The 24,254-nt window shown below is 64.4% G+C and carries 27 protein-coding genes; 20 read left to right on the top strand and 7 right to left on the bottom strand.

Annotated features, from left to right (window positions below; genetic code table 11):
* Positions 1 to 91: 91 nt before the first annotated feature.
* The 9 genes from htpG (at position 92) to IVA96_RS11105 (ending at position 9,044) form a co-directional block, all read left to right on the top strand.
* The gene (gene htpG / locus IVA96_RS11145; RefSeq protein ID WP_247417160.1) at positions 92 to 1,969 is read left to right on the top strand and encodes a molecular chaperone HtpG; all 1,878 of its coding nucleotides are present in this window, start codon (positions 92 to 94) and stop codon (positions 1,967 to 1,969) included.
* A 117-nt stretch (positions 1,970 to 2,086) separates the two neighbouring features.
* Positions 2,087 to 2,365 (top strand): DUF3551 domain-containing protein, encoded by a 279-nt coding sequence (locus tag IVA96_RS11140; RefSeq protein ID WP_247277726.1) that lies wholly within the window; start codon positions 2,087 to 2,089, stop codon positions 2,363 to 2,365.
* Between the two features lie 26 nt (positions 2,366 to 2,391).
* Positions 2,392 to 2,661, top strand: coding sequence for a DUF3551 domain-containing protein (locus IVA96_RS11135; protein ID WP_247277725.1), 270 nt, complete (start codon positions 2,392 to 2,394; stop codon positions 2,659 to 2,661).
* Positions 2,662 to 2,897: 236 nt separating this feature from the next.
* Positions 2,898 to 4,712, top strand: coding sequence for a long-chain-acyl-CoA synthetase (locus IVA96_RS11130; RefSeq protein ID WP_247417157.1), 1,815 nt, complete (start codon positions 2,898 to 2,900; stop codon positions 4,710 to 4,712).
* Between the two features lie 146 nt (positions 4,713 to 4,858).
* A complete protein-coding gene (locus IVA96_RS11125; protein WP_247277723.1) occupies positions 4,859 to 5,104 on the top strand; it encodes an acyl carrier protein in 246 nt (81 codons plus the stop codon).
* The gene (locus IVA96_RS11120) at positions 5,091 to 6,473 is read left to right on the top strand and encodes a fatty acid--CoA ligase family protein (protein ID WP_247417155.1); all 1,383 of its coding nucleotides are present in this window, start codon (positions 5,091 to 5,093) and stop codon (positions 6,471 to 6,473) included. Before IVA96_RS11125 ends, IVA96_RS11120 begins: the two co-directional genes overlap by 14 nt.
* Positions 6,466 to 7,188: an SDR family NAD(P)-dependent oxidoreductase gene (locus IVA96_RS11115; RefSeq protein WP_247277721.1), complete on the top strand. Its 723-nt coding sequence runs from the start codon at positions 6,466 to 6,468 to the stop codon at positions 7,186 to 7,188. Before IVA96_RS11120 ends, IVA96_RS11115 begins: the two co-directional genes overlap by 8 nt.
* A gap of 125 nt (positions 7,189 to 7,313) precedes the next feature.
* Positions 7,314 to 7,523: a hypothetical protein gene (locus tag IVA96_RS11110; RefSeq protein WP_247277720.1), complete on the top strand. Its 210-nt coding sequence runs from the start codon at positions 7,314 to 7,316 to the stop codon at positions 7,521 to 7,523.
* 375 nt (positions 7,524 to 7,898) lie between these two features.
* Complete coding sequence (locus IVA96_RS11105; RefSeq protein ID WP_247277719.1) at positions 7,899 to 9,044, top strand: DUF3095 domain-containing protein; 1,146 nt, start codon at positions 7,899 to 7,901, stop codon at positions 9,042 to 9,044.
* A gap of 4 nt (positions 9,045 to 9,048) precedes the next feature.
* On the opposite strand, the gene IVA96_RS11100 is transcribed toward IVA96_RS11105, so the two are convergent.
* The 3 genes from IVA96_RS11100 to IVA96_RS11090 form a co-directional block, all read right to left on the bottom strand.
* Positions 9,049 to 9,483, bottom strand: coding sequence for a DUF2147 domain-containing protein (locus tag IVA96_RS11100; protein ID WP_247277718.1), 435 nt, complete (start codon positions 9,481 to 9,483; stop codon positions 9,049 to 9,051).
* Positions 9,484 to 9,593: 110 nt separating this feature from the next.
* Complete coding sequence (locus IVA96_RS11095) at positions 9,594 to 10,979, bottom strand: MATE family efflux transporter (RefSeq protein ID WP_247277717.1); 1,386 nt, start codon at positions 10,977 to 10,979, stop codon at positions 9,594 to 9,596.
* A gap of 81 nt (positions 10,980 to 11,060) precedes the next feature.
* Complete coding sequence (locus IVA96_RS11090; RefSeq protein ID WP_247417152.1) at positions 11,061 to 11,588, bottom strand: GNAT family N-acetyltransferase; 528 nt, start codon at positions 11,586 to 11,588, stop codon at positions 11,061 to 11,063.
* Positions 11,589 to 11,827: 239 nt separating this feature from the next.
* Between IVA96_RS11090 and IVA96_RS11085 the strand changes: the two genes are divergently transcribed.
* The 11 genes from IVA96_RS11085 to IVA96_RS11035 all read left to right on the top strand — a co-directional run bounded on the left by IVA96_RS11085 (position 11,828) and on the right by IVA96_RS11035 (position 19,826).
* Positions 11,828 to 12,424 (top strand): superoxide dismutase, encoded by a 597-nt coding sequence (locus IVA96_RS11085; protein ID WP_247277715.1) that lies wholly within the window; start codon positions 11,828 to 11,830, stop codon positions 12,422 to 12,424.
* A 236-nt stretch (positions 12,425 to 12,660) separates the two neighbouring features.
* Positions 12,661 to 13,272, top strand: coding sequence for a permease (locus IVA96_RS11080; protein WP_247277714.1), 612 nt, complete (start codon positions 12,661 to 12,663; stop codon positions 13,270 to 13,272).
* Complete coding sequence (locus IVA96_RS11075) at positions 13,269 to 13,769, top strand: hypothetical protein (protein WP_247277713.1); 501 nt, start codon at positions 13,269 to 13,271, stop codon at positions 13,767 to 13,769. The genes IVA96_RS11080 and IVA96_RS11075 overlap by 4 nt, the downstream gene beginning before the upstream one ends.
* A 43-nt stretch (positions 13,770 to 13,812) precedes the next feature.
* Positions 13,813 to 14,037, top strand: a complete 225-nt coding sequence (locus tag IVA96_RS11070; protein ID WP_247417149.1) for a hypothetical protein — start codon at positions 13,813 to 13,815, stop codon at positions 14,035 to 14,037.
* A gap of 2 nt (positions 14,038 to 14,039) precedes the next feature.
* On the top strand, positions 14,040 to 14,795 hold the full coding sequence (locus IVA96_RS11065; protein ID WP_247417146.1) for an ABC transporter ATP-binding protein: 756 nt from the start codon (positions 14,040 to 14,042) through the stop codon (positions 14,793 to 14,795).
* Between the two features lie 6 nt (positions 14,796 to 14,801).
* A complete protein-coding gene (locus IVA96_RS11060) occupies positions 14,802 to 15,671 on the top strand; it encodes a metal ABC transporter permease (RefSeq protein ID WP_247417143.1) in 870 nt (289 codons plus the stop codon).
* A gap of 2 nt (positions 15,672 to 15,673) precedes the next feature.
* Positions 15,674 to 16,537, top strand: a complete 864-nt coding sequence (locus IVA96_RS11055; RefSeq protein ID WP_247277709.1) for a zinc ABC transporter substrate-binding protein — start codon at positions 15,674 to 15,676, stop codon at positions 16,535 to 16,537.
* A gap of 54 nt (positions 16,538 to 16,591) precedes the next feature.
* Positions 16,592 to 17,629, top strand: coding sequence for a GTP-binding protein (locus tag IVA96_RS11050; protein WP_247277708.1), 1,038 nt, complete (start codon positions 16,592 to 16,594; stop codon positions 17,627 to 17,629).
* Positions 17,629 to 18,648: a WD40 repeat domain-containing protein gene (locus tag IVA96_RS11045; protein WP_247417139.1), complete on the top strand. Its 1,020-nt coding sequence runs from the start codon at positions 17,629 to 17,631 to the stop codon at positions 18,646 to 18,648. Before IVA96_RS11050 ends, IVA96_RS11045 begins: the two co-directional genes overlap by 1 nt.
* A 30-nt stretch (positions 18,649 to 18,678) precedes the next feature.
* Positions 18,679 to 19,395 carry an MgtC/SapB family protein gene (locus IVA96_RS11040; RefSeq protein ID WP_247417136.1) on the top strand — a complete coding sequence of 239 codons (717 nt, stop codon included), beginning with the start codon at positions 18,679 to 18,681 and terminating at the stop codon, positions 19,393 to 19,395.
* A 101-nt stretch (positions 19,396 to 19,496) separates the two neighbouring features.
* On the top strand, positions 19,497 to 19,826 hold the full coding sequence (locus IVA96_RS11035; RefSeq protein WP_247277762.1) for a hypothetical protein: 330 nt from the start codon (positions 19,497 to 19,499) through the stop codon (positions 19,824 to 19,826).
* Positions 19,827 to 19,940: 114 nt separating this feature from the next.
* Here IVA96_RS11035 and IVA96_RS11030 read toward each other — a convergent pair whose 3' ends face one another.
* The 4 genes from IVA96_RS11030 to IVA96_RS11015 all read right to left on the bottom strand — a co-directional run bounded on the left by IVA96_RS11030 (position 19,941) and on the right by IVA96_RS11015 (position 23,830).
* Positions 19,941 to 21,383, bottom strand: a complete 1,443-nt coding sequence (locus tag IVA96_RS11030; RefSeq protein ID WP_247277706.1) for a homospermidine synthase — start codon at positions 21,381 to 21,383, stop codon at positions 19,941 to 19,943.
* 49 nt (positions 21,384 to 21,432) lie between these two features.
* Positions 21,433 to 21,822 (bottom strand): RidA family protein, encoded by a 390-nt coding sequence (locus tag IVA96_RS11025; RefSeq protein ID WP_247277705.1) that lies wholly within the window; start codon positions 21,820 to 21,822, stop codon positions 21,433 to 21,435.
* Between the two features lie 147 nt (positions 21,823 to 21,969).
* Positions 21,970 to 22,557, bottom strand: coding sequence for an N-acetyltransferase (locus IVA96_RS11020; RefSeq protein WP_247277704.1), 588 nt, complete (start codon positions 22,555 to 22,557; stop codon positions 21,970 to 21,972).
* Between the two features lie 130 nt (positions 22,558 to 22,687).
* Positions 22,688 to 23,830 carry a type III PLP-dependent enzyme gene (locus IVA96_RS11015; RefSeq protein ID WP_247277703.1) on the bottom strand — a complete coding sequence of 381 codons (1,143 nt, stop codon included), beginning with the start codon at positions 23,828 to 23,830 and terminating at the stop codon, positions 22,688 to 22,690.
* Positions 23,831 to 24,254: the final 424 nt, after the last annotated feature.

Here is a 24,254-nt window from a genome sequence, read left to right as displayed (position 1 = left end):
CAGGCTCTGCCGCGCCCCATCACATCCTCTTGATCCGCCGTGTCGTCGCGCTATATCCGGGTTCCTCCCTTTGATTTGACCGGGTAAGCGCATGACGACGTCAGATACGGCTGTGCATACGCAGCCTTTCCAGGCCGAAATTTCCGAACTGCTGCACCTCATGGTGCACTCCGTTTATTCGGAAACCGATATCTTCCTCCGCGAACTCATTTCCAATGCCTCCGATGCCTGCGACAAGCTGCGCTACGAGGCGATCGCAAATCCGGCGCTGCTGGGTGACGGCGAGGCGCTCAAGATCCGCATCATCCCGAACAAGACAGCCGGAACGCTCACGGTGGCGGACAATGGCATCGGCATGGAGCGACAGGAGCTGATCGATCATCTCGGCACCATCGCCCGCTCCGGCACCAAGGCGTTCGTGTCGAAGCTGAAGGAAGCCAAGGACGGCCTTGGCCTGATCGGTCAGTTCGGTGTCGGCTTCTATTCCGCCTTCATGGTCGCCGAGAAGATCGTCGTGATCAGCCGCCGTGCCGGTGAGAGTGACGTCTGGAGCTGGACGTCCTCCGGCGGCTCCGGGTTCGAGATCGCCCGTGCCAGTGACGAGGACGCGGCACGCGTGGCGCGCGGCACCGAGATCGTCCTGCACCTGAAGGAAGACGCGAAAAAATACCTCGAGACCTACGAGATCGAGCGCATCGTCGGTGCCTATTCCGACAACATCCTGTTTCCCATCGAGCTCGTGCCTGGTGAGGGCGAGCCGCGCCAGATCAATTCGGCAAGCGCGCTGTGGCAGCGCTCGAAATCCGAGCTGACCGCAGACGACTACAAGAAGGCCTATCAGCAGATCGCCTCCGCCTTCGATGATCCCGCGGTGACGCTGCATTACCGCGCCGAAGGCCGTTATTCCTACGCCGTGCTGCTGTTCGCGCCGTCGACGAAACCGTTCGACCTGTTCGAGCCGAACCGCAAGGGCCGCGTCAAGCTTTACGTCCGCCGCGTCTTCATCACCGATGATGCCGATCTGTTGCCGGGCTATCTCCGCTTCATCCGCGGCGTCGTCGACAGCGAGGATCTCCCGCTCAACATCTCCCGCGAGATGCTCCAGAACAATCCGCAGCTCGCGCAGATTCGCAAAGCCGTGGCGACTCGCGTCGTGTCCGAGCTCGAAAGCCTCGCCGAGAAGGATCCGGAGAATTTCGCCAAGATCTGGGATGCCTTTGGCGCCGTGCTGAAGGAAGGCATCTACGAGGATTTCGAACGTCGTGAAAAGCTGCTGGCGCTGTCGCGCTTTACCACGACGTCGGGTGAGAAGCGGTCGCTGAAGCAGGTGATCGCCGATTTCAAGCCGAACCAGACCGAGATCTACTATCTCGTCGGCGACAGCATCGAGCGGTTGAAGTCCAATCCGCGGCTTGAGGCCGCGACCGCTCGCGGCATCGAGGTGCTGCTGCTGTCCGATCCCGTCGATGCCTTCTGGACCTCGATGCCCTCGGAATTCGAGGGCAAGCCGCTGAAATCGCTGAGCCAGGGCGATCTCAACCTCGACCTGATCCCGCGCGTCGACGACAAGGACGAGGCGAAAAAGGATGAGCCTGAGGCGGATGAAGCCGCCACTATCGCGGTGATCAAGGCCGCCCTCGGGGAGCGCGTCAGCGACGTCAAGGCCTCGACGCGGCTCACCAGCTCGGCCTCGTGTCTCGTCGCCGACAGCCGGGGTCCGAGTCGCGAACTGGAGCGCATCCTGGCGCAGCAGAATCGCGGCATGAAGACCAAGCCGATCCTCGAGATCAATCTGCGCCATCCGATGGTGGGCGCGATCACCAAGGCGCAGGCGGGCTCGAAGGTGGTCGATGATCTCAGTCTCCTCCTGCTCGAACAGGCGCAGATCCTGGATGGCGAATTGCCGGAAGATCCGGCGGCGTTTGCGGCGAGGCTCAACCGCCTCGTGCTGCAGGGGCTCGGCGGCTAGTTTGCTCCACTCACCTTGCCGTCATCTGTCCCTGGGAACAGTCGCCTCTTGCGTGGTGTTATGCCATATGAGGCGGCTGGCATCCGCGCCGGCGCCTGACCAATTCGAGGTTTCGCCATGCGTCTGTCAATCTTGATGCTCATCGCGGTCTTCACGGTGCTGGGCGCGTCAGATGCCAGCGCCCAGACCTATGATCCGCGATACCCGGTGTGCATGCACGTCTATACGCCCGGCGGCTTCACCGGTGGCGGCGGTGACTATTTCGACTGCTCGTTCACCTCGCTGCCGCAATGCCGCGCCACGGCGTCGGGCCGCTCGGCCAGCTGCGACGTCAATCCCTATTACGCCTTCGATGAACCGCCGCCGCCGCGCCGCCGCCACAAGAAGGTGCACTAGCGCTGCGACTTCTGAGGACTGTCTTCATGCGCCACTCACTCGGCCTGATCATGACTTTCGGTGCCATGCTGGCGGCCGCGCCGCTGCATGCGCAGACTTTCGACCCCCGCTATCCCATCTGCATGCACGTCTATTCCGGCGCGAACGGCGGGGGCGGGGAGTGGTACGACTGTTCGTTCATCTCGGTACCGCAGTGCCGCGCCACGGCGTCGGGCCGCGCCGCGACCTGCGACCTTAATCCGTACTATCCCGTCAACGCCCCGGCCTCGCGCCCGCGTTACAGGCTAAACGGTTAAGGCCGGGCGGATTGCCGCTCCGCCTCGCCTGGGGCTTACCGCTACCCCTTCCTGAACCCCGGCAACTCCACCACCTGCGCCAGCGATCGTCTCGGCCATCGGCATGCCGCCGATCCCTCCGGCTTGACCAAGGGTCACCAGCGTTAATCCCGTACTAACCGGGTTTACCCTGTCTCTTAACATCTGGGCAGGCTCGCAGGTCTAAGCTGCTGGATCAGCACACACGGCCTGAGAGAATGAACGGCATGACCACCAGTGTCATTGAGCAACCGAAAGTCGCGCGCGCGCCCTCGGCTTCGAAAATCTGGCTGAAGGCGATCGAGCTCACCGCGCGGATCGAGACTTTGCCGGGCCGTCTGTTCGCTGACGTCGTCGACGATTGGGCGCGACGCCAGCCCGATCGCGCAGCGCTGGTCATGGACGAGGCCACTCTCGACTACGAAGGCCTGTCGAAGAGGATCAACCGCTATGCGCGCTGGGCGCGCTCGGCTGGGATTGCCAAGGACGACACCGTTGCTCTGATCATGCCGAACGGCATCGACTATGTCGCGGCCTGGCTCGGCATCAGCCGTGTCGGCGGCGTGGCCGCGTTGATCAACACCAAACTCGTTGGGCAATCGCTCGCGCATTGCATCGATGTCGCAAAGCCGTCGCATGTCATCGTTGCGCATAAGCTGACGGGGATGCTGGACAGCGCCGCGCCGTATCTGAAGACCGAAGCAAAAGTCTGGACCCATGGCGATGCCCGCGGCGAACGCGCGATCGACGTGGCGCTGGCCGCGCTCGACGATGGAGCGCTCTCGCCGGACGAATATGGCAACGTCGCCATCGATGACCGCGCGCTGCTGATCTATACCTCGGGCACCACCGGCCTCCCGAAGGCCGCCAGCATCAGCCACCGCCGCATCCTCAACTGGGGCTTTTGGTTCGCCGGCCTCACCGGGGCGACGCCGCAGGACCGGCTCTACGATTGCCTGCCGCTGTTCCACTCGGTCGGCGGCATTGTCGCGCCCTGCAGCATGCTGGCTGCCGGCGGGTCGGTGGTGATTGCGGAAAAGTTTTCGGCTTCGCATTTCTGGTCCGACATCGTCCGGCATGACTGCACGCTGTTCCAGTACATCGGCGAGCTCTGCCGCTATCTGCTCAAGGCGCCGCCGTCGGAATATGAGAACGCGCATCGTCTGCGGCTCGTCTGTGGCAACGGCCTGCGTGGCGACATCTGGGAAGACTTTCAGGCGCGCTTTTCCATTCCCCGCATCCTCGAATTCTATGCGGCGACCGAAGGCAATTTCTCGCTGTTCAACGTCGAGGGGCAGCCCGGCGCGATCGGCCGCATTCCACCGCTGCTCGCGCACCGCTTTCCCGCGAGCCTCATCAAGCTCGACTCCGACAGCGGCGCGCCGTTACGCAACGAAGAAGGCTTTTGCATCGCCTGCGCCCGCGGTGAGGCCGGTGAAGCGATCGGCCGCATCGGTACCGCGGACCAGGGCGGCGGCCGTTTCGAGGGCTATACCGACGCGGGCGAGACCGAGAAGAAGATCCTGCGCGACGTCTTTGCCCGGGGCGATGCCTGGTTCCGCACCGGCGACCTGATGCGGCTCGACGACAAGGGCTTCTTCCACTTCGTCGACCGCATCGGCGACACCTTCCGCTGGAAGGGCGAGAACGTCGCGGCGTCGGAGGTGAACGATGCCGTGCGCGATTTCACCGGCGTGATTGATGCTACCACCTACGGTGTCAGCATCCCCGGCACTGACGGTCGCGCCGGCATGAGCGCGCTTGTCGTGAACGAGGGCTTTGACATCGCCGCGCTGCCCGCGCATCTGGGACAGCGCCTGCCGGCCTATGCCTGCCCCGTTTTCATCCGTATCTGCTGCGAGATCGACGCGACCGAGACCTTCAAGCAGAAGAAGGGCGACCTCGCGCGCGAAGGCTTCGATCCGGACGCGATAGCAGATCCGCTGTTCATGCTGGACCCGAAATCCGGCGCCTATGTCGCGCTCGACGCCGAGGCCCATGCGCAAATCGTGGACGGCACGATCAGGCTGTAACGCTGCGAAAATGCGCAGATAGGTCCAATTTTATCTGAATTGTCCAAGAAGCCATTTACTTCTGTCGGGTACACAGGCGGTCATGGGGAGGCGGTCAGCAAGAGCCGCCGCAACGCGAACAATCGATAACAACAAGCGAGCCAGCCATGTCGGTAAGGTCTAAGGTCATTGAAGCGATCCAGCAGATCGCCAAGGAGCAGCACGTCACGCTTCCCGCACTCTCGGACGATCTGTCCCTGCACGAGACGGGCTTCGACTCGCTCGCCTTCGCGATCTTGGTTGCGCGCCTCGAAGACGAGACCGGCGTCGACCCCTTCACCATTTCCGAGGACGCATCGTTCCCCGCGACCGTCGGCGATTTCGTGCGGGCCTACGAAAATGTCCCCGCGTGAGATCTTTGCGCTTCGCGACCATCTCGGCGCGGAGCTGAAGGGCCGCACGCTCTCGGACGCGCACCATGTTGTGTCGCTGACGGACATCCTGTCGCACACGGTCCTGGGTGGCTGTCTGCGCGAATTGTCCGGCCGCTGCGTGCTCCTCAAGCTATCCGACCAGCTCCGGTCCGGCCTTGCCATGATCGAGCTCGACGGCATTGCCCGTCGCATGCTGTTATGCCCACCCGATCTCAAGCCGGCGTATCTCGACACGTTGATCGCGGATGCCGGGATCGATGCTGTCGTCACCGACGACGACGATGGCTGGACCAACACCGGTGTCGCGCTCATCGTCACGGCGCAATTGCCGCTCGAAGCGGCCGCGCCGGCGAAGACCGAACGTGCCACGGAATGGCTGATGCTCACCTCGGGCACCTCGGGCGTGCCAAAGATCGTCGGCCACACGCTGGAAGCTCTCACCGGCGCGATCGTCGCCGAAGGTCCGCCGCGCGGGCCCGCGCCGGTATGGGCGACGTTTTACGACATCCGCCGCTATGGCGGCCTGCAAATCTTCCTCCGCGCCATCCTCTCCGGCGGCTCCATGGTGCTGTCGGATCCGCATGAGGCGTTGGCCGATCACGTCGTGCGGCTGAACGCGCGCGGCGTATCGCATATTTCCGGCACGCCCTCGCACTGGCGCAAGCTCCTGATGAGCGGCTCGGCGGCACAGTTCGCGCCGGCCTACGTCCGTCTCTCCGGCGAGATCGCCGATCAGGCGGTGCTGGACGGCCTGAAGGCGGCATTTCCCAATGCCTCGGTCGGTCATGCCTATGCCTCGACCGAGGCCGGCGTCGGCTTTGCTGTCAATGACGGGCTTGAGGGCTTTCCCGCCAACTATCTCGGCAACCGCAATGGTGTCGAGATGAAGGTGGTCGACGGCTCGCTGCGCATTCGCTCGACGCGCACCGCACATGCTTACATTGCCCGCGACGCTGCCGCGCTCACCGACGCGGATGGGTTTGTCGACAGCGGCGACATCGTCGAGTTGCGCGGCGATCGCTATTATTTCATCGGCCGCCGCGGCGGCATCATCAATATCGGCGGGCTGAAGGTTCACCCCGAGGAGATCGAGGCGGTGATCAACCGCCATCCCGACGTGCGGATGTCACGGGCCAAATCCCGCCGCAGTCCGATCACCGGCGGCATCGTTGTCGCCGACGTGATTCTCGCCGACGGCTGCGATCCTGCGCGCACGAAAGAGATCCGCGACCAGATTCTGGATCAGTGCCGCGCGCAACTCGCCTCACACAAGGTGCCGGCGGTCATCCGCTTCGTCGAGGCGCTCGATGTCACTCCGGCCGGCAAACTGGCGCGCACCGATGCATAACGTTCTAGTCACCGGCGGCAGCCGCGGCATCGGCCTTGCGATTGCAAGGCGCCTCGCCGGCGCCGGCTTCAACGTGATTGCGGCCGCACGGCGCGAGAGCGAGGAGCTCAAGGCCGGGATCGCCGGGTCCGAAGGACGCCTGCATTTCCGCGCCTGCGATCTCGCCGTGATCGATGCGATCCCGGCGTTCGCAAAGCTCGTCCGCGACGAATTCGGCCCGATCTACGGCCTCGTCAACAATGCCGGCCTCGGCACCGAAGGCCTGCTCGCGACCATGCACAATTCCGAGATCGCGGCGCTGGTGCAGCTCAACGTGCTGTCGCCGATTATCCTCACCAAATACGTGGCGCGGCAGATGATGGCCGATGGCGCCGGCCGCATCATCAACATCTCATCTATCATCGCCACCACCGGCTATAACGGCCTCTCGGTCTATGGCGCCACCAAGGCCGCCGCCACCGGCTTCACCCGCTCGCTGGCGCGCGAGGTCGGCAAGCTCGGCATCACCGTGAACGCGATCGCGCCGGGTTTCATCGAGACCGAGCTGACGCACAATCTCTCCGACGAGGGACGCAAGCGCATCGCCGGCCGCAGCGCGCTGCGCCGCCTGCCCGAGACCGAGGACGTCGCGCGCATGGTGGAATATCTGCTCGGCGAGGGCGGGCGCAACGTCACTGGCACCGTGTTCACGATCGACGCGGGGAATACGGCATAAGCGGAACTCCGCCGCCGCCATAGAGTTGATCCGGCCCAATTTCAATTCACCGGATGTGGTCGTAAGATGCCTCGCAACCGGCTGGGTTACGTCAATCCGTCTGCCCTAACCGACAGGGAGCAGTCATGACCATGCCTGACATGACCCCTTCAAATCAGGGCCAGACGGAGCAATCCCGCGCGACGTCCGATGACGGCCGTTGTCCGCCGATGACGCATCAGAATTTCGGTGGCAACGGCCATGAGATGTATCCGCAGCAATTCGTGCGTCTGATCGGCTGTCATGACGCCTCTCTCGATGTCTTGCGCAAGCGTCAGGACGAGAAGCTGCACTAGCCGCTCACGTCCGGTGCCATCAAGGTCTTCGGCAAATCAATCGGCGACGGCGGCGGTCGGCCTTTCCGGCATCTTCACCGGCGATTGCGTCGAGGCCCGTATGCCGGCGTACGGGTGAGGTCGCGTCCTCGTGGCCGAAGGCGGACGCTTCGATGATTCCGCGGCAATCATTTTCGATAAATCAAGAGTAAACACCATTTGCGATGCGCCGTTGATGTCGATCAAAGTGCGACATTGCATCGCGGTGCGAGCTTGTTGTTCAGCTCCATTTGGCCAATGATCGGGACGTCGCGGCGAGACCGGCCGGCGAACCCTGATCGGTCCTGCCGCGTATCTGTTTTTCAACGTGCCATCCCAACCATCCGGCATCCCCCGATGACATCAGGCGAATCCTTTTACGGCGGCATTCCGGTCTTCCGCGGTTTCACCAGCCTGATGGATCCGGTGCTGTATTCGCCGCTGCCGAACAATTGGAGCATCGGCGTTGCGGACATCGTCGATTCCACCAAGGCGATCGCGGCGCAGCGCTACAAAGCGGTGAACATGGCCGGCGCCGCCGTGATCGCGGCGGTGACGAACGCGTTGGAGGGGCGCGAATTCCCTTTCGTGTTCGGCGGCGACGGAGCGAGCTTTGCGGTCGCGCCTCACGATCTTGAACTTGCCCGCGACGCGCTGGCGGCAACCGCGACCTGGGTACGGGAGGACCTCGATCTGAAGATGCGCGTCGCCCTGGTGCCGGTCAGCGCCATCCGTGCGCAGGGCCTTGACGTACGCGTCGCACGCTTCGGTCCGTCGGCGAACCTGTCCTATGCGATGTTCTCCGGCGGCGGCCTGGCCTGGGCGGACGCCGCGATGAAGCGCGGCGAGTTCGCGGTGGCTGAAGCGCCAAACGGTACGCAGCCCGATCTCTCCGGCCTGTCCTGCCGCTTCGAGGTAATGCCTGCGTCACGCGGATTGATTCTCTCGGTGCTGGTGATGCCGGCGCGCGGCGCTGACCCGCTGGCTTTCCGCAAGGTGATCGAGGACGTCATCCATCTCGCCGAGCGCAGTCCGGATGCCGGCCGTCCAGTGCCGGCGCAGGGGCCGCCGCTGAAATGGCCGCCGCAGGGGCTGGATTATGAAGCCCGCACCAAGCGCCGCGGCCCTCTGCTCGTGCGCCGCGCCACCGTCCTGGCCTACACGTTGTTCGCCTATCTGATCATGCGCTTCGACATCAAGGTCGGCGGCTTCGTGCCAAACGTCTACAAGCGTCAGGTGGTCGAGAACTCGGACTTCAGGAAATATGACGACGGACTGCGCATGATCCTCGACTGTACGGCCGAGCTCGAACGCGCGCTGAGCGATCGTCTCGCTGCGGCCGCGCGCGATGGCATCGTGCGCTACGGCCTCTACCAGCAGGACGCGGCGATGATGACCTGCTTCACGCCCTCGGCGCTGCGCAGTGATCACGTCCATTTCATCGACGGCGCGCGGGGCGGCTATGCCTCGGCTGCCACGGCGTTGAAGGCGATGGTGGCGTGAACCGCTAGCGTCCCGCGCGCGTCCAGGTCTCGCCGCCGCAGAGTGCGCCGACGCAGCCTTCGACCCGCAACGAATCCGCGCCCGTCACCGTGACGCTGCTCGCATAGGTGCTGCCGTCGTCGGCATTGTAGATCTGGCCCGACCATTTGTTCGGAGCTGACGGCTGCATGTCGCTGAACAATGGCAGGCCGATCATCGGACGCTTCGCGAGCGCGGGATTGGGATTCTTGCTGTCGGTCGCGGGCTGGCCGGTCGCGGTGTCATAGGGTTCGCGCAGCCAGACGATGTGGCCGCAGATGCCACCGCCGCATCTGCTGATCTTCACGCGCGCATCGCCTGCCTGGGTGAGCCAAGTGCCATCGGCGCTCTGCGCATGGGCGCTCGCTGCGCCAAGCAGTGCAGCCAGGACGACGAAGGGAAGCGCGAATCTGCTGAACATGGAGAGTGCCCCCGAAAATGAAGGCGCCTCCCATAGCAGGCCGGCAGGATAGTGCAACGCTGGATAGAATCACATTCCCGCGCTTATTGCGTGCGCCTATTCGCCTGCGCTCATTTGCCCCAGCGCACGAAGGCGACCGAGGCGGCGGTCGACAGCCCGAACACGACCATGGCGCCGCCGACCAGAGCGAACAAGGTCCAGGCCGGCGCCTGCACCATCATGAGGCTGACGCCGCCGACCGCGACGATCAGGAGCCGCGCCGTGGAGGCGAGCACGGGCCCGCCGACGCGCGCCGCGCCTTGTGAGGAGAAATACAACGATACGCCCATGCCGAAGAACACGAAAGCCGGACCTGCCCAGTAGAAATAGCTGTAGGCAGCGGCGGTTACGCCGGGATCCCGTGTGAAGAGCGCGACCCATAGCGACGGATCGAGCGCGATCACGAGGCCGATCAGGCCGACCGTGAGCCCGGAGGCGGTCGCCGCGGTCCAGGCCACGCGCCGCGCGCGCTTCAAATGTCCGGCGCCGATTGCCATGCCGACCATCGGCACCGATGCGATGCCGAAGGCGAAGGTGATCGGGATCAGCAGGAATTCCAGCCGCGACCCGATGCCGTAGCCGGCCAGCATCTCGGTGCCGAAGGTCGCGAGGATTTTTGTGAAGATCAGAATGGTGAGCACGGTCTGGAGGGGCGACAGGCAAGCCACCGCGCCCACCTTGAGAATGTCCAGGAACATCGCCCGCTCGAAATGGAAGGCGCGGACGTCGAGCTGCAATCGGCTGCGGCCGGACAAGAGATACCAGAGCAAAAAGACCGCGGCGCAGCTGAACGCGATCAGCTGGCCGCTCGCTACGCCCGGCATGCCGAACTGCTTCACGCCGAACAGGCCGAGGCCGAGGGTGCCGCCGAGCGCGACCTGGAGCACGCTCGCCCCGATCAGCGTCATCGAAGGCAGACGCATATCGCCGGTGCCGCGGATTGCCGAGGCCAGCGTGTTGACGAGCCAGATCGCGACGGCGCCGGAGAACAGCACCTGCGAATAGCCGCTGGCCTCCTCGAGCACGCGCTCGCGGCCGCCGAGCAGCGCAAAGAACGAGCGGCCGAACACGAGCATCATCACCGTGAAGAACAGCCCGCCGCAGAGGCCTATGATGGCCGCATGCAGCGCGAGCGTCGCGGCGCGGTCGCGATCTCCCGCCCCGAGCGCGCGGCTGATCGCGGAGGAGACGCCACCACCCATCGCGCCCGCGCTCATCATCTGCGTCAGCATTGCGAACGGAAACACCAGCGCGATCGCGGCGAGCGGGATGGTGCCGAGCCGGCCGATATAGGAGGTCTCGGCGATCGCAACCAGCGTGCTGCCGACCATCGCGATCATGTTGGGAATCGTGAGCCGCAGCAATGTCGGCAGGATCGGCGCCGTCAGCAGGCTGGCGATGGGGGAGGCGACCGGCGCAATCGGCGGGACGGCGTCTGCAGAGGCGTCGATCGTCATGTTCACCGGGCGGGACGTTAAATGATGGTTGACATATTATAGGGCGTGAGGCGGCCGGCGCAGCCCTTGCTCACGCAGGGCTCACCACGGCAGGCCGCATAGGTCGATGGTGCCCAGCGTCGGCGCGCGGACGATGTCGAAGACGTAGGGTGCCATGTAGTCGAAGCGGATTCGGCCCTCCGGCTGTTCGCAATAGACCTCGCCCTTGAAGGGCTGCCATCTGCGCGCCTCGTAGAACGCGAAATTGTGCGGCTCGCAGAACAGCAGCGCGAAGCGCACCGCCTCGTTGGCGCGCATGGTGTGCACCGCCGCGTCCATCGCCATGGTCGCGTAGCCGCGGCCGCGCCGGTCCTCGCGGGTGCAGACGCCGCCGATGCCGCCGACATGGACCTTCTGCCCGTTCCAGGTGACGGTTCGGAAGTAGACGCCGACATGGCAGACGAGACCATCCTCGGGCGTTTCGATCAGCACGCGGAGATCGGCATTGGCCCATTTGACATGAGCCCAGGGCTTATCCGCGACCATGTGCTGGCCCCAGACCGCCTGGTGCAGCGGCTCTGCGATCGGCCACGAGGCGTCGCCGTTCAGGATGTCGATTTCGATGCTCATGACTTTCTCTTTCGCAACGTCGGTTGATGCATTCGTTCTGGGATAAGCGCCTCAAAGGCAATGTTATTTTGTACCAGGGCACCCAGCCGCGCGAATGCCCGCGTGCTGCGACGATTTATGCAATCGTGCCAAGCGTCCGCCTCACGCATTTTCGCAAATTGGCGGTATTTAACGGCCACGGAACCTTCTATAAGGGGTGACCGTTAGAACTCGTTCCCACCAGTTGCGGACAAGAAGCCATGACCTTTACGCTGCCCCCCCTCCCTTACGCCTATGACGCCCTCGGCCAGTACATGTCGAAGGAGACGCTGGAATATCATCACGACAAGCATCATCAGGCCTACGTCACCAACGGCAACAACGCGCTCAAGGGGACCGAATGGGAAGGCCAATCCCTTGAAGAGATCGTCAAGGGCTCGTTCGGCAAGAACCCCGCGGTGTTCAACAATGCCGGCCAGCACTACAATCACATTCATTTCTGGAGCTGGATGAAGCCCAATGGCGGCGGCACCAAGCTGCCGGGCAAGCTCGAGAAGAAGATCAACGAGGACCTCGGCGGCTTCGAGAAGTTCAAGACCGACTTCCAGGCGGCCGGCGTCGGCCAGTTTGGCTCCGGCTGGTGCTGGCTCCAGGTCAAGAACGGCAAGCTTGAGATCTCCAAGACCCCGAACGGCGAGAATCCGCTGGTGCACGGCGCCACCCCGATCCTCGGCTGCGACGTCTGGGAGCACTCCTACTACATCGACTATCGGAACCGCCGTCCGGACTATCTCAAGGCGTTCGTCGAGAACCTCGTGAACTGGGAATACGTCGAGTCCCTGTTCGAGAAGGCGTGAGGTCTCATCTCGTCATTCCGGGATGGTGCGCCAGCACCAGACCCGGAATCTCGAGATTCCGGGTTCGCACTTCGTGCGTCCCGGAATGACAGACAAGGCGGTCGTCTGCGGCCGCCTTTTTGCTATGCGGAATTGCCTTGCGCGGTGCGCGCATGGGTGTGTCATCACACCGTTTGCATCACATCGCCGGCGCGCTTAATCAGGACGGGCATCCCCTCGATCCGACCCAAGCCCGTTTGTCAGAACCTTCCCCGAAAGACCCGGCGTCTGCCGAGGACGCGGACTCCGAGCCGCGGCCTGGGCGTGTGCGCAAGCCGATCGGCTGGTCGACCATCATCATCGCGGTCCTGGTGGCGGTGAGCGCCGCTCTGGTCTGGCGGCGTGACGGCACGGGCGGTGTTCTCGACATTCTCACCCACGACCTTTCGCTGTTCGGCGGCATCCTGCCGCGCGTGCTGGCCGGCTGTCTGCTCGGTGCGTTCATCTCGGAGATCCTGCCGCACGAAAAGGTCTCGCGCTCGCTCGGGCCGAAATCCGGCCTGATGGGGCTTCTGATCGGCACCGCCTTCGGCGCGATCCTGCCGGGCGGTCCCTTCACCGCCTATCCGGTCGCGAGCGCGCTGCTCGCGGTCGGCGCCGATTTCGGAGCCACCATCGCCATGGTCGTGAGCTGGACCCTGATCGGCTACGGTCGGGCGGTGGCATGGGAAATCCCGATCATGGGCACCGATTTCACGCTGTGGCGGATCGTGATCTCGCTGCCGCTGCCGGTGCTCGCCGGCGCGCTCGGCCGCTTCGTCTATGTCCGGCTCTATCCGAAGCCGATGACGAAGGATGACGAGACGTGAGCGCCGCGCTTCTGATCGACATCTTGTTGTGGAGTTCGGTGTTCGGCGTCGGCCTGATCGCCTTCGGCCGCGGCCCTGCCGTGTTCAGCGCTTCGCTGCGCGAAGGCTCGCTGGACTTCATCAACATCGTGCCGCGGATCGCGCTGGGGGTGATCGGCTCCGGCTACATCGCCGCCATCATCCCGCAGCAGGTGATCACCGGGTGGCTCGGGCCGGACAGCGGATGGCTCGGGGTCGCGTCCGCCGTGGTCGCCGGTGCCGCCACGCCGGGCGGACCTGTCATCGGCTTCTCCATCGGCACGGTGGCGCTGAAGTCGGGCGGCGGGGTGCCCCAGGTGGTTGCCTATGTCGTCGCCTGGGCCCTGTTCGCGTTCCAGCGGGTGATCCTGTGGGAGATCCCATTCATGCCGGCTCGTTTCGTCTGGTTCCGCTGCGCCGTATCGGTGCCGTTCCCGTTCGTGGCGGCCGCCATCGCCATGCTGATCGGCAAGCCTTGAGCCCGGCGTGGACAGACGCAATGTTATAATATAACGTCCTCGCATGGTTCCCGCCGTGTCTCACGCCCGTCATCACGACCACTCCCACGACCACGTGCATTCGCAGGGGCATGACCACACCCATGCCCATGTCCATGATCCCGCTTCGCCGCATCCGGCCCAGGCGGCCCCCTGGTCGATCCTGCGCATGACCACGGCCGGCCGCCTCGCGGCCGCGCTCGCTGTCTGCGCGGTGCTCTGGGGCATGGTCTTTCTGGCGATGAGGTGACCATGGCGGCACTGCACTTCCACAACGTCACGCTCGGCTATGACCGGCATCCGGCCGTGCACCATCTCAATGGCGAGGTCGCATCCGGCGCGCTGGTCGCAGTGATCGGCCCGAACGGCGCCGGCAAGTCGACGCTGCTGCGCGGCATCGTCGGCATCCTCAAGCCTCTCGACGGCAGCATCCACCTCGGTGGCCTCGATAGCAGGGACATCGCCTACCTGCCGCAGAGCGCCGAGATCGACCGCAGCTTTCCGATCTCGGTGTTCGATTTCGTCGGCACCGGGCTGTGGCGCAGGACCGGCCTGTTCGGCGGCATCGGCAAGGCTGCGCGGGACAAAATCCTGCGCGCAATTGCCGCCGTTGGCCTCAACGGTTTCGAGAATCGCCCGATCGGCACGCTCTCCGGCGGCCAGATGCAACGCGTGCTGTTCGCCCGGGTGCTGCTTCAGGACGCGAGTCTGATCGTGCTCGACGAGCCCTTCAACGCCATCGACAGCAAGACCACGGCCGATCTGCTCGCGCTGGTGAAGGATTGGCACACCGAGGGCCGCACCGTGCTCGCCGCGCTGCACGACATGGAGATGGTGCGTACCCATTTCAGCGAGACACTGGTGCTGGCGCGCGGCCCCGTGGCCTGGGGGCCGACGGCCGAGGTGCTGACGCCGGAAAACCTGATGGTCGCGATGCGGATGTGCGAGGCTTTCGACGACAGCGCGACGGCCTGCGCCGGCGACGACGGGCGGTCGCAGGCGGCGTGATTGCAAATGGCCTATGACGCGCTGATCGGTCCGTTCACCGAATTCGAGTTCATGCGGCGGGCACTCGCCGCCGTGATCGCACTGTCGCTGGCAGGCGCGCCGATCGGCGTGTTCCTGATGGTGCGGCGGATGAGCCTCGTCGGCGATGCCATGGCACATGCGATCCTGCCGGGCGCCGCCGTCGGCTTCCTGCTCTCCGGGCTCAACCTGTTCGCGATGACCGCCGGCGGCCTGATCGCCGGCTTTGCGGTCGCAATCCTCGCCGGTGTGGTCGCGCGCTCGACCGGGCTGAAGGAGGACGCTTCGCTGGCCACCTTCTACCTGGCCTCGCTGGCGCTCGGCGTTACCATCGTCTCGATCAAGGGGACCAATATCGACCTGTTGCATGTGCTGTTCGGCAACATTCTCGCGATGGACGACCAGACGCTGCTAGTGGTGGCCTTCAACGCCACGGTGACGCTCCTGGTGCTTGCGGTGATCTACCGCCCGCTGGTGATCGAGAGCGTCGATCCCTTGTTCCTGCGCACGGTGAGTCGCGCCGGGGGCCCTGCGCATCTCGCCTTCCTCGCGCTCGTCGTGATCAACCTCGTCAACGGCTTTCAGGCGCTCGGCACGCTGCTTGCGGTCGGCCTCATGATCCTGCCGGCCGGCATTGCGCGATTCTGGTCGCGCGATCTCACCGCCATGATCTGCATCGCCGTGATTGCTGCCGCGGTTTCGGGCTATGCCGGCCTCGTGCTGTCGTTCCAGACCCGAGTGCCGTCGGGCCCTGCGATCATTCTCGTGGCGACGGTGCTCTACGTGGCCTCCGTCCTGTTCGGCCGCGTCGGCGGTATCGTCCGGCAATTGTTTCCCGGCCGGCATCTGGAAGCGTGACGATGCGGCTCATCCTGCTTTGCGCGCTGTTGCTGATCGCCTCGCCGCTGCACGCCGCCGAGCGGCTCAACGTGGTCGCGAGCTTCTCGATCCTGGCCGATTTCGTCCGCAATGTCGGTGGTGACCGGATCAATCTGACCACGCTGGTCGGCGCCGACAGCGACGTCCACGTCTACACGCCTGCGCCGAGCGATGCGAAGCGGATCGCCGATGCAAAGCTCGTCGTCGTCAACGGGCTCGGCCTCGAGGGATGGCTGCCGCGGCTCGTGCAATCCTCCGGCAGCAAGGCGACGGTCGTGACTGCAAGCGCCGGTATCACGCCCCTGAAATTGGGTTCGGCCGCAGATCCCCACGCTTGGCAGTCCATCCCCAATACCAAGATCTACGTCACCGATATCGCCAATGCGCTCGCCGCTGCTGCCCCGGATGACGCGGAGTTCTTCCGCGCTCGGGCCAAAGCCTATCTGGAAACACTCGAAGCCCTCGACAGTGAGGTCCGCGAAGCCGTGGCGAGAATCCCACTGGAGCGGCGCAAGGTGATCTCCACCCACGACGCCTTCGGCTATTTTTCCGCCGAATACGGTATCCGGTTCATCGCCCCCTTGGGCGTCTCCACGGAGACCGAGCCCAGCGCGCGCGACATCGCCGCGATCATCGGCCAGATCAAGGCCGAAAAAATCCCGGCAGTATTCCTGGAAAATATCAGCGATGACCGGCTGATCCGGCGGATCGCGGCCGAGACCGGCGCAAAGGTCGGCGGGACCCTGATTTCCGACGGTTTAACCGGCGAAAAGGGGCCTGCACCCACTTACATTGACATGGTCAGGCACAATATAAAGGCCCTGATCAGCGCGCTTGACCATTAGGGCAGGGGGCCACCCCGCCTCGCGTCGCGCGAAAGCCCGAAATCCGGAGTTGTTATGTCTGAAGTGACCTCCCCAAAAATTCCCGTGACCGTCCTGACCGGCTATCTCGGTGCCGGCAAGACCACGCTTTTGAATCGCATCCTGTCGGAAAACCACGGCAAGAAATACGCTGTCATCGTCAACGAATTCGGCGAGATCGGCATCGACAACGATCTCATCATCGGCGCCGATGAGGAAGTGTTCGAGATGAACAACGGTTGCATCTGCTGCACCGTGCGCGGCGACCTCGTGCGCATCATGGACGGCTTGATGAAGCGCAAGGGGAAGTTCGACGCCATCATCGTCGAGACCACGGGCCTTGCCGATCCCGCGCCCGTCGCCCAGACCTTCTTCGTCGACGAGGACGTGCAGAAAAACGCGCGGCTCGACGCAGTGGTGACGGTCGCCGATGCAAAGTGGTTGTCCGACCGGCTGAAAGACGCGCCCGAGGCGAAGAACCAGATCGCGTTCGCCGACGTGATCGTGCTGAACAAGACCGATCTCGTCAACAAGGGCGAGCTCGCGGAGGTCGAGGCCCGCATCCGCGCCATCAATCCCTATGCGAAGCTGCATCGCACCGAGCGCTGTTCGGTGGCGCTGGCTGACGTGCTCGATCGCGGCGCGTTCGACCTCGACCGCATCCTCGACATCGAGCCGGATTTCCTTGAGGCCGATGATCATGATCACGACCATGATCATCACCACCGTGGTCACGACCATCATCACGGCCATGGCCTGAAGCACTATCACGACGAGGACATGCAGTCGCTGTCATTGAAAACCGACAAGCCGCTCGATCCGAACGTGTTCATGCCCTGGCTCCAGAACCTGGTGCAGGTCGAGGGCGGCAAGATCCTGCGCTCCAAGGGCATCCTCGCCTTCCACGATGACGATGACCGCTACGTCTTCCAAGGCGTCCACATGATGCTGGAGGGCAACCACCAGCGGAAGTGGAAGGAGGGTGAGCCGCGCGAGAGCCGCCTCGTCTTCATCGGCCGCGAACTGCCGGAAGAGGCCATCCGCAAGGGTTTTGAGAGCTGCATCGTCTCGTGATGAAAGAGTTTACGCCGGCTCCTGATTCCGCCTCGATCGTCTCCGTCACCGACCGCGTCAAGCCGATCGCGCTCGGCATGGGCGTGACCTCGGCGCATTTCCTCGCCGATCGGGCCGCCTTCGTCGGCGGCGAGGAGAAAGTCGCGCTGGTCGACGCCAAGGGCGAGATCAGCACGGTCGCCGTGCACAGCGGCGGCATTCTCTCGACCGCCTCCGACGGCAAGCGCCTCGTCATGGGCGGCGACGACGGCAAGGTCGTCTCCCTCGATGCCAAGGGGGAGGTGACGCTGCTCGCCACCGACCCCAAACGGCGCTGGATCGATGCGGTGGCGCTGCATCCAGATGGCGCCTTAGCCTGGTCGGCCGGCAAGACGGCGAACGTCAAGAGCGGCAAGAACGAGGAGAAGTCGATCGAGGTGCCCTCGACGGTCGGCGGGCTTGCCTTCGCGCCAAAAGGCCTGCGGCTTGCGATCGCACATTACAACGGCGCGACGTTGTGGTTTCCCAACATGGCTGCCACAGCCGAATTCCTCCCGTGGGCCGGCTCGCATCTCGCCGTCACCTTCAGCCCGGACAACAAGTTCCTGGTCACCGCGATGCACGAGGCGGCGCTGCACGGCTGGCGGCTCGCCGATAACAGGCACATGCGCATGACCGGCTATCCCGGCCGCGTCCGCTCGATGTCCTGGAGCGCCGGCGGCAAGGCTCTGGCGACCTCGGGCGCCGACACCGTCATCCTGTGGCCGTTTGCCAGCAAGGACGGTCCGATGGGCAAGGAGCCCGCGATGCTCGCGCCGCTCCAGGCCCGCGTGTCCGTGGTGGCCTGTCACCCCAAGAACGATATCCTTGCCGCCGGCTACAGCGACGGCACCGTGCTGATGGTGCGGCTGGAGGACGGTGCGGAAATCCTGGTCCGCCGCAACGGCACGCCACCCGTGGCCGCGCTCGCCTGGAACGCCAAGGGCACGCTGCTGGCGTTTGCGGATGAAAATGGGGACGGCGGCCTGCTGGAGCTTTAATCTGTCATGGTCCCGGCCGTATAGGGGACCATGCGGTTTCTGACGACATTCCAGATTGCCGATTTTGCAGACACGCTGATCAGCCTGTTCACGGCCTTCGTGCTGGGGACGCTGATCGGCGCCGAGCGGCAGTACCGCCAGCGCACCGCGGGCCTGCGCACCAATGTGCTGGTCGCGGTCGGCGCCGCCGCCTTTGTCGATCTCGCCATGCATCTGGATGGCGCCGCCGGCGCGGTGCGGGTGATCTCCTACGTCGTCTCCGGCATCGGATTCCTCGGCGCCGGTGTCATTATGAAGCAGGGCATGGACGTGCGCGGGCTCAATACGGCCGCGACGCTATGGGCCTCCGCCGCGGTCGGCTCCTGCGCCGGGGCCGACATGGTCGCGCAGGCCGCGGCGCTGACCGTGTTCGTCATCGCCGGAAACACACTGCTGCGTCCACTCGTCAATGCTATCAATCGCATTCCGCTGAATGAGCGGGCACTGGAGGCGACCTATTACTTCAAGATAGCGGTGGCGGCCGACGCTCTGCCTGACATGCGCGACCGCCTCGTCGAGAGGTTGGAAGCCGCGAAATATTCCGTTGCTGATATCGACCTGGTGGAGATCGGCGAGGACATCCTGGAGATCGTCGCAAAGCTGGTAGCGACCGCGGTCGATCCGAACGAGCTGAACGCGGTCGCGACGGATCTCCAGCACCTTCCGGGCGTGCGCCACGCCACTTGGGAAGTCAGCACCACGGATTGAGCGCGGCGTTTTAGCGCGCAGGGGTGCGGTTCCCGCCCGGGCAGGCGCGGAACCCGCGCGCGGCCATTTCGTTGGTCCCGCGGGCAAACGCGGTGATCGACATGACAGGCAATGAGAAGCGCAGACTGAAACTCGACCTGATGATCGCCTGCTCGCTGTTCGCCGCGGGCGTCGTGGTGTCGGGCCTGTCGCTGGCGCAGATTCGCGCCGAGAACCGGATGCAGATGGCGCAGGCAACGCCACCGCTCCAGGGCACTCCTTCGGACGATCAGGGCAAGACGCCTGCGGAGTCCAAGCCCGGCGGTGATCGCCCGACCACGCCGGCTCCCGAGCCCGCACGGCCCGAATCCCAGACGCAAGGCGCGGCGACCAAGCCCGCGCTGCCGGCGGCGCCTGCGGAGAAGATCGCGCCGCCGATCAAGGAGAAATAACGACAGCCAGTTGCGGCGTCACCGCTGGGCTTGTCCCGGCCATCCACGTTCTTGGCGTCCCGCGAAAGAAAGTGCGTCGATGCCCGGGACAGGCCGGACATGACGGCAGAGCCCTCACCGCACCAGAATATTCCGGAACTGCCAGGGATCGCTCGTGTCGATGTCTTCCGGGAACAGTCCCGGACGATCGGTCAGCGGCGTCCAATCGGTGTAGAAGCCCTTCACCGGGCCGAGATAGGGCAGCTGGATTTCCAAGAGACGTTCGAAATCCATCTCGTCGGCTTCGACGATACCTTCGTTCGGATTCTCCAGCGCCCATACCATGCCGGCGAGCACGGCGGAGGTCACTTGCAAGCCGGTGGCGTTCTGGTAGGGCGCAAGCCTGCGGGTCTCTTCGATGGAGAGCTGCGATCCGTACCAATAGGCATTGTTGTCATGGCCGAACAGCAGCACGCCGAGCTCGTCGATGCCATCGACGATTTCGTTCTCATCGAGGATGTGGTGCTTTTCCTGCATCTTCGCCGCGCGGCCGAACATTTCATGCAGCGAGAGCACGGCATCGTCGGCCGGATGATAGGCATAGTGACAGGTCGGCCGATAGATCGCCGTGCCCGATGCGTCGCGCACCGTGAAGTAATCGGAGATCGAGATCGACTCGTTGTGGGTGACGAGGAAGCCATACTGCGCGCCGCGGGTCGGGCACCAGGTGCGCACGCGCGTGTTGGCGCCCGGCTGCATTAGATAAATGGCGGCGCCGCAGCCCGCTTCGTGGGTCCGCGCATTCTCCGGCATCCATTTCTCATGGGTGCCCCAACCGAGTTCTGAGGGCTGCACGCCTTCCGACAGGAAACCTTCCACCGACCAGGTGTTGACGAAGACGTCAGGCTCTTTCGGGTTCCTGGAGCGCTGGGTGTCGCGTTCGGCGATGTGAATGCCCTTGACGCCGGCCTGCCGCATCAGGTCCGCCCATTCGGCCTTGGTCTTCGGCTTGGGGGCATTGAGCTTCAGATCCGCGGCGACGTTGAGCAGCGCCTGCTTGACGAAGAAAGAGACCATGCCAGGATTGGCACCACAGCAGGAAACGGCCGTCGTGGAGCCCGCCGGGCGCGCCTTCTTGGCGGCCAGCGTCACTTCGCGAAGAGCGTAGTTGGAGCGCGCTTCCGGGCCCTTCGAAGCGTCGAAATAGAAGCCGAGCCAGGGCTCGTTGACGGTATCAATGTAGAGAGCGCCAAGTTCGTTGCAGAGCTCCATGATGTCGGTGGAGCCGGTGTCGACTGAAAGATTGACACAAAAGCCCTGACCGCCGCCTTCGGTGAGTAGCGGGGTCAGCAACTCGCGATAATTGTCCTTGGTCACGCCCTTCTGGATGAAGCGTACATTGTGCTTCTCGCAATGCGCCTTGCGGCCCTCGTCCTTGGGATCGATCACGGTGACGCGCGACTTGTCGTAATCGAGATGCCGTTCGATCAGCGGCAACGTGCCTTTGCCGATAGAGCCGAAGCCGACCATGACAATGGGACCGGTGATCTTCGCGTAGATCTGCGAGGCGGGGCTCATGGGATGGTTTCTCCGGAACGTGATGGCAGACAAAGAGTGAGGGTGTGGATCAGGCGCTGCGGCGCTTGGCGGTGACTTCGATCTCGACCTTCATCTCAGGCTTGTAGAGCGCCGAGACGACCAGAAGCGTTGCGGCCGGGCGGATGTCGCCGAGGACTTCGCCGCAGACGGCGAAATGGGCGTCAGCGTCTTTGATGTCTGTGAGGTAGTAGGTCGCGCGGACGATGTCGGCCATCTCGAAACCACCCTCCTTCAGGGCGGCTTCAATGGTCTTGAAGCAGTTGCGTGACTGGCTCGTGACGTCGGCCGGCATCGTCATGGTCGTGTAGTCATAGCCCGTGGTTCCCGCGACGAAGGCGAACTCGCCGTCGATCACGGCGCGGCTATAGCCGGCGGCCTTCTCGAACGGGGAGCCGGTGGAAATCAGGCGACGGGACATGCTCTCGGACCTCAACTGAAGGGAGGGATGTTTCGCGGGTTTAAAGGGCGTTTCTCGGGCCCGTGCAACCCCAAACGAACAGCATCAAGTCAGCAGCCGGGCATGGCCGCTGGCTGCGGCTTCGGTCGTTGCGATCACCGCAATGCCTTAGGCCGCGTGCGCCTGGAGAGCGCGAACCGCCCTCCGTTTGGGCAGGGCCGCTCCGGTCGGAACGATCATCCCTTCCGCGCCGTCGAGCGCGCCTTCCGCAAACTCGATCGCCAGCAGCCGGTTGCGCTCGAACGGGCCGGGCAGCGACAACGCGCCGGTTTTCTCGGGCGAGAAGCCGAAGCGAGCGTAGTACGGGGCGTCGCCGAGCAGGATCACGGCACCATGCCCGCGCGCCCGGGCGGCGGCCAGCGCTTGATGCATCAGCGCGGCGCCGATCCCGAGTTCGCGGCAGGCAGAGTCGACCGCCAGCGGTCCAAGGACCAGAGCGGGCCTGCCTCCGGCGCTGACGTGCCACAGCCGCACGGTTCCCACGAGCTGTCCCTCGCGCACGGCCGACAGGGCAAGGCCTGTGGCAGGCGCGCGTCCGTCGCGCAGGCGCTGGCAGGTCCGGCCATGGCGGTTCTCGCCAAAGCAGGCATCGAGCAACGCTTCACGCATCGCGACGTCGGCAGCACGCTCCGCTCGGATCGCGAACGGAGCGGCTTTCGAAGTGAGGGCGATCTGTGGCTTCCGAGGAGCAGTCATGGCGCGTCAGTCCCCGCTTGAACGGACATGCGAGAGGCACATCGGTCCAAGACGTCGTCAGAATTGAAATTGTGAGGGAGGAGCCGGCAAGCCGGCTCCCGGGTTCGTCAGGCCTCAAGAGAGAGGCGGATCAGATGTGGTACGTCTTCAGCGGCGGGATGCCGTTGAACGCCACCGACGAGTAGGTCGACGTATACGCCCCGGTGCCTTCGATCAGCACCTTGTCGCCGATCTCGAGCGTCACGGGGAGTGGATACGGGGTCTTCTCGTACAGCACGTCGGCGCTGTCGCAGGTCGGGCCCGCGAGCACGCACGGCGTCATGTCCGCACCGTCGTGACGGGTACGGATGGCGTAACGGATCGACTCGTCCATCGTCTCGGCGAGACCGCCGAACTTGCCGATGTCCAGGTACACCCAGCGCACCTCGTCCTCGTCGCTCTTCTTCGAGATGAGCACGACCTCGGATTCGATGATACCGGCATTGCCCACCATGCCGCGGCCCGGCTCGATGATGGTCTCCGGGATCTGGTTGCCGAAGTGCTTGCGCAGCGCGCGGAAGATCGACCGGCCGTAGGTCACTACCGGCGGCACGTCCTTGAGGTACTTGGTCGGGAAGCCGCCGCCCATGTTGACCATGGAGAGGTTGATGCCGCGCTCGGCGCAGTCGCGGAACACCTGCGAGGCCATCGCCAGCGCACGGTCCCACGCCTTCACCTTGCGCTGCTGCGAGCCGACATGGAAGGAGATGCCGCACGGCTCCAAACCAAGGCGCTTGGCGACGTCGAGCACCTCGACCGCCATCTCCGGGTCGCAGCCGAACTTGCGGGACAGCGGCCATTCGGCGCCGGCGCAGTCATAGAGGATGCGGCAGAACACCTTCGCGCCGGGGGCGGCACGGGCGACCTTCTCGACCTCGGCGGCGCAGTCCACCGCGAAAAGCCGAATGCCCAGCGCGAAGGCGCGCGCGATATCGCGCTCCTTCTTGATCGTGTTGCCGAAGGAGATGCGGTCGGGCGTCGCTCCAGCGGCCAGCGCCATCTCGATCTCGGCGACGGTCGCGGTATCGAAGCAGGAGCCCATGGAGGCGAGCAGGGCCAGCACTTCCGGCGCCGGGTTCGCCTTGACGGCATAGAACACGCGGCTGTCGGGCAGCGCCCTGGCGAAGCTCTGGTAATTGTCGCGCACGACCTCGAGGTCGACGACGAGGCACGGCTCGGTGTCGAGGCCATCCTTGCGGCGGTTGCGCAGGAATTCCTGGATACGTTCGGTCATGGCACTCTCCCAAACGGCCCAGCGACGGGCCCGTTCAAAACATGACGTCGGATAAGAGCGCTCTGGCCAAATCGCGCGATGGAGGCGCGACGAAGCCAAAAAACTCAAACCAGACTGTGCTGCCGTGGATTGGTTGGGAGTGTTCCCGCCCGCACACCTGGCAATGAAGGACAAGCCTTTTCAGTAGCCCGCGCCGGCGTTGGACTGCCGGTAGAGACCAAAAAAGCCCGATCCGTCGTTGCTTTAAGTCGCGTCCCCCGTTGAGAGCGGGGTGCGCCGGTTCGCCTCCGGCTGCCAGTCACGGTTGCAAAGAGTGAAGTCACCTTCGACAAGGCATCCCTTGAGAGAGATGCTGGGCGCTCCGGGTTTGCTTTCAGTCCGTCGGCTTTTCAGTCTTTCGACTTTCAAGTCTTCCGGCTTCTGC

It is taken from the genome of Bradyrhizobium sp. 159, assembly GCF_023073795.1.
Lineage (GTDB): Bacteria > Pseudomonadota > Alphaproteobacteria > Rhizobiales > Xanthobacteraceae > Bradyrhizobium.
This window is presented reverse-complemented; position numbering and strand designations above follow the sequence as displayed.